This window comes from Henriciella sp. (assembly GCF_049649345.1).
GTDB lineage: Bacteria > Pseudomonadota > Alphaproteobacteria > Caulobacterales > Hyphomonadaceae > Henriciella.
The window spans coordinates 1-2,472 of sequence record NZ_JBARZC010000645.1; the positions used below are offsets into that span (position 1 = coordinate 1).

General features: G+C 59.0%; 3 protein-coding genes. All 3 read left to right on the top strand.

From position 1 onward, the window contains the following. Positions 1-75: 75 nt before the first annotated feature. Positions 76-1,644: a long-chain-fatty-acid--CoA ligase gene (locus WA989_RS17745; RefSeq protein WP_424341802.1), complete on the top strand. Its 1,569-nt coding sequence runs from the start codon at positions 76-78 to the stop codon at positions 1,642-1,644. 56 nt (positions 1,645-1,700) lie between these two features. Next, positions 1,701-2,060, top strand: a complete 360-nt coding sequence (locus WA989_RS17750) for a GIY-YIG nuclease family protein (RefSeq protein ID WP_424341803.1) — start codon at positions 1,701-1,703, stop codon at positions 2,058-2,060. Between the two features lie 45 nt (positions 2,061-2,105). Next, positions 2,106-2,472: aminotransferase class IV (locus WA989_RS17755; protein WP_424341804.1), on the top strand; the 367-nt coding region annotated here is incomplete at its 3' end.

Sequence of the window (2,472 nt, forward strand, 5' to 3'; positions counted from 1 at the left end):
GGTTGCCCCAGCGCCTGGAAACCGCTTTCAAGCGAGTAAACAAATTACACAGAAGCTCAAGAGGAAGCCCAGAACATGCTTGATCCGGTCGCCATGCCCCATCTCGCCGACATCACCCGAGTGCAGGGTGAGCGGATTCCGGACAAGACGGCCCTGTGGTTTGAAGGTGAAGCCACGAGCTTCAAGGCGCTTGAGACCCGCGCCAACCAGGTCGCCAATGGCTTGGTCGCCCTCGGCATCGAACCGGGAGACCGCGTCGCCTATCTCGGCAAGAATATGGGCGTCTATTACGAGATGCTGTTCGGCTGCGCCAAGGCGCGCGCTGCAATGACGGGCATCAACAATCGCCTCGCAGCGCCGGAAATGCAGTTCATCCTGTCGGACAGCGATGCGAAAGTCCTGTTCGTGGCGAGGGAATTCTATGAGATCGCCGCGCATATCGTCCCGGAATGCCCATCGCTTAAACAGGTGATCGCCATCGATGGCGGCGTCGACAATCGCCCGGCCTATGCGAGCTGGCGCGACGAACAGTCTCCGGATGCGCCCGGCATCAAGACCGAAGACGATGATGACGTCATCCAGCTCTACACCTCCGGCACGACCGGCCTGCCCAAAGGCGTGATGCTGACCAATGCAAACTATCGCTGCGTGTTCGACCTCGCCGCCAAGCTGGACTGGGCCAATTATGATGATGGCGATGCGGTGATGAACGCGATGCCGCTCTTCCATGTGGCCGGTTGCAATATCGGCGTACTGGCCGCTGCGCAGGGGGCAAAGACGGTTGTGCTCCGCGAGATCGACCCGATGGCGATCCTGGACCTTGTCGAGGAGCACAAGATCAATCATGCCTTCTGGGTCCCGGCGGTGATCCTCATCCTGACGCAGGTCCCCGGTGTCGACGAGCGCGATTTCTCATCGCTCAAGACGATTTCCTATGGCGCCTCGCCGATCGCAGAAGACCTGCTGAAGCGCGCCATCGACCTGTTCGGCGCGCGGTTTACCCAGCTTTACGGGCTCACCGAAACCGTCGGTCTCGGCACCTTCCTGCCCCATGAGGCGCACGATCCGGCCTGGGGGAAGCTGCGCTCCTGCGGCGTGCCATATCCGGGCTCCATTGTCCGCGTTGTCGATCCTGACGACAACCCGGTTCCCCAAGGCGACGTCGGCGAGATTGTGATCCGGGCAGACTTTGTCATGAAGGGTTACTGGAACCGCAAAGAGGCAACTGAAGACGCCCTGAAGGGCGGCTTCTTCCACACCGGCGATGCCGGCTATTTCGACGAAGACGGTTTCCTGTTCATCCATGACCGGATCAAGGACATGATCGTGTCGGGCGGCGAGAACATCTATCCGGCCGAAGTCGAGAATGCGATTTTCGGCCATCCCGATGTGGCCGACGTTGCCGTGATCGGTGTCCCCAGCGAGAAATGGGGCGAGGAAGTAAAAGCCATCATCGTCCTGAAGGACGGCGGGACGCCCGATCCTGACAGCATCATCGCGTGGGCCCGGGAAAGGATCGCTGGCTACAAATGCCCCAAATCCGTCGATTTTGTTCCTGCCCTCCCGCGAAACCCGTCCGGCAAGATCCTGAGAAAGGACCTTCGAGAGCCGCATTGGGAAGGCGTGGAAAGGCGTGTCGGTTAGTACCCCCGCCCGCGCTCGTCCTTCGACTTCGCTCAGGATGAGCGCTAGGGGTCCGCATGAAGTTCTTTGTCTATATTCTGAGATGTTCGAACGGCTCCTATTATGTGGGATCTTATCGCGGCCAGGATGTCGACACTCGAGTGTATCAGCACAATCATGGAACCGATCCGAAAGCTTACACCTATCGCTACCGGCCCGTTGAATTGTTGTGGAGCTGTCAGTTCGACGATCCATCCGATATGGTCGCGTTTGAAATGCAGCTGAAAGGCTGGTCGCGGGCAAAGAAGGAAGCTTTTATGCGCAGCGACTGGACAGAATTGAAATCCTTGTCGAAGTCGCGGACAGCGCCTGCCATACACGAAAAGGGCCGTTTCTATTTGCTATCCGGACCGGCCCGACATACGCGCTCATCCTGAGCGAAGTCGAAGGGCGAGCGCGGGGAAGTCAGGACGAGGAGACACATGGAAGACGAACCCCACGGCGTTCACGATTTTGTCTACGATCCGCGCAATGCGGACGTTCTGATCTCGGTCAATGGCGAGCTGAAGCGGCGTGAAGAGGCGACTGTTTCCGTCTTTGACAGCGGCTATCTGCTTGGTGATGGCGTGTGGGAGGGGCTGCGCGTCAAGGATGGCGGGATCGCCTTTCTCGATGAGCATCTCAAACGCCTCTATGCAGGCGCCAAGACCATCGACATGGATATCGGGCTTACGAAGGCAGAGCTGACGCAGCGCCTGTTCGACTGCCTGAAAGCACAGGATATGAGCGACGGCGTTCACATCCGTCTGATGGTCACGCGCGGGATCAAGAAGACGCCCTATCAAGGCC

Excerpts from the sequence above, each read along its gene's own strand:
- WA989_RS17745 (WP_424341802.1), top strand. The coding sequence starts at position 76 with ATGCTTGATCCGGTCGCCATGCCCCATCTCGCCGACATCACCCGAGTG.
- WA989_RS17750 (WP_424341803.1), top strand. The coding sequence starts at position 1,701 with ATGAAGTTCTTTGTCTATATTCTGAGATGTTCGAACGGCTCCTATTAT.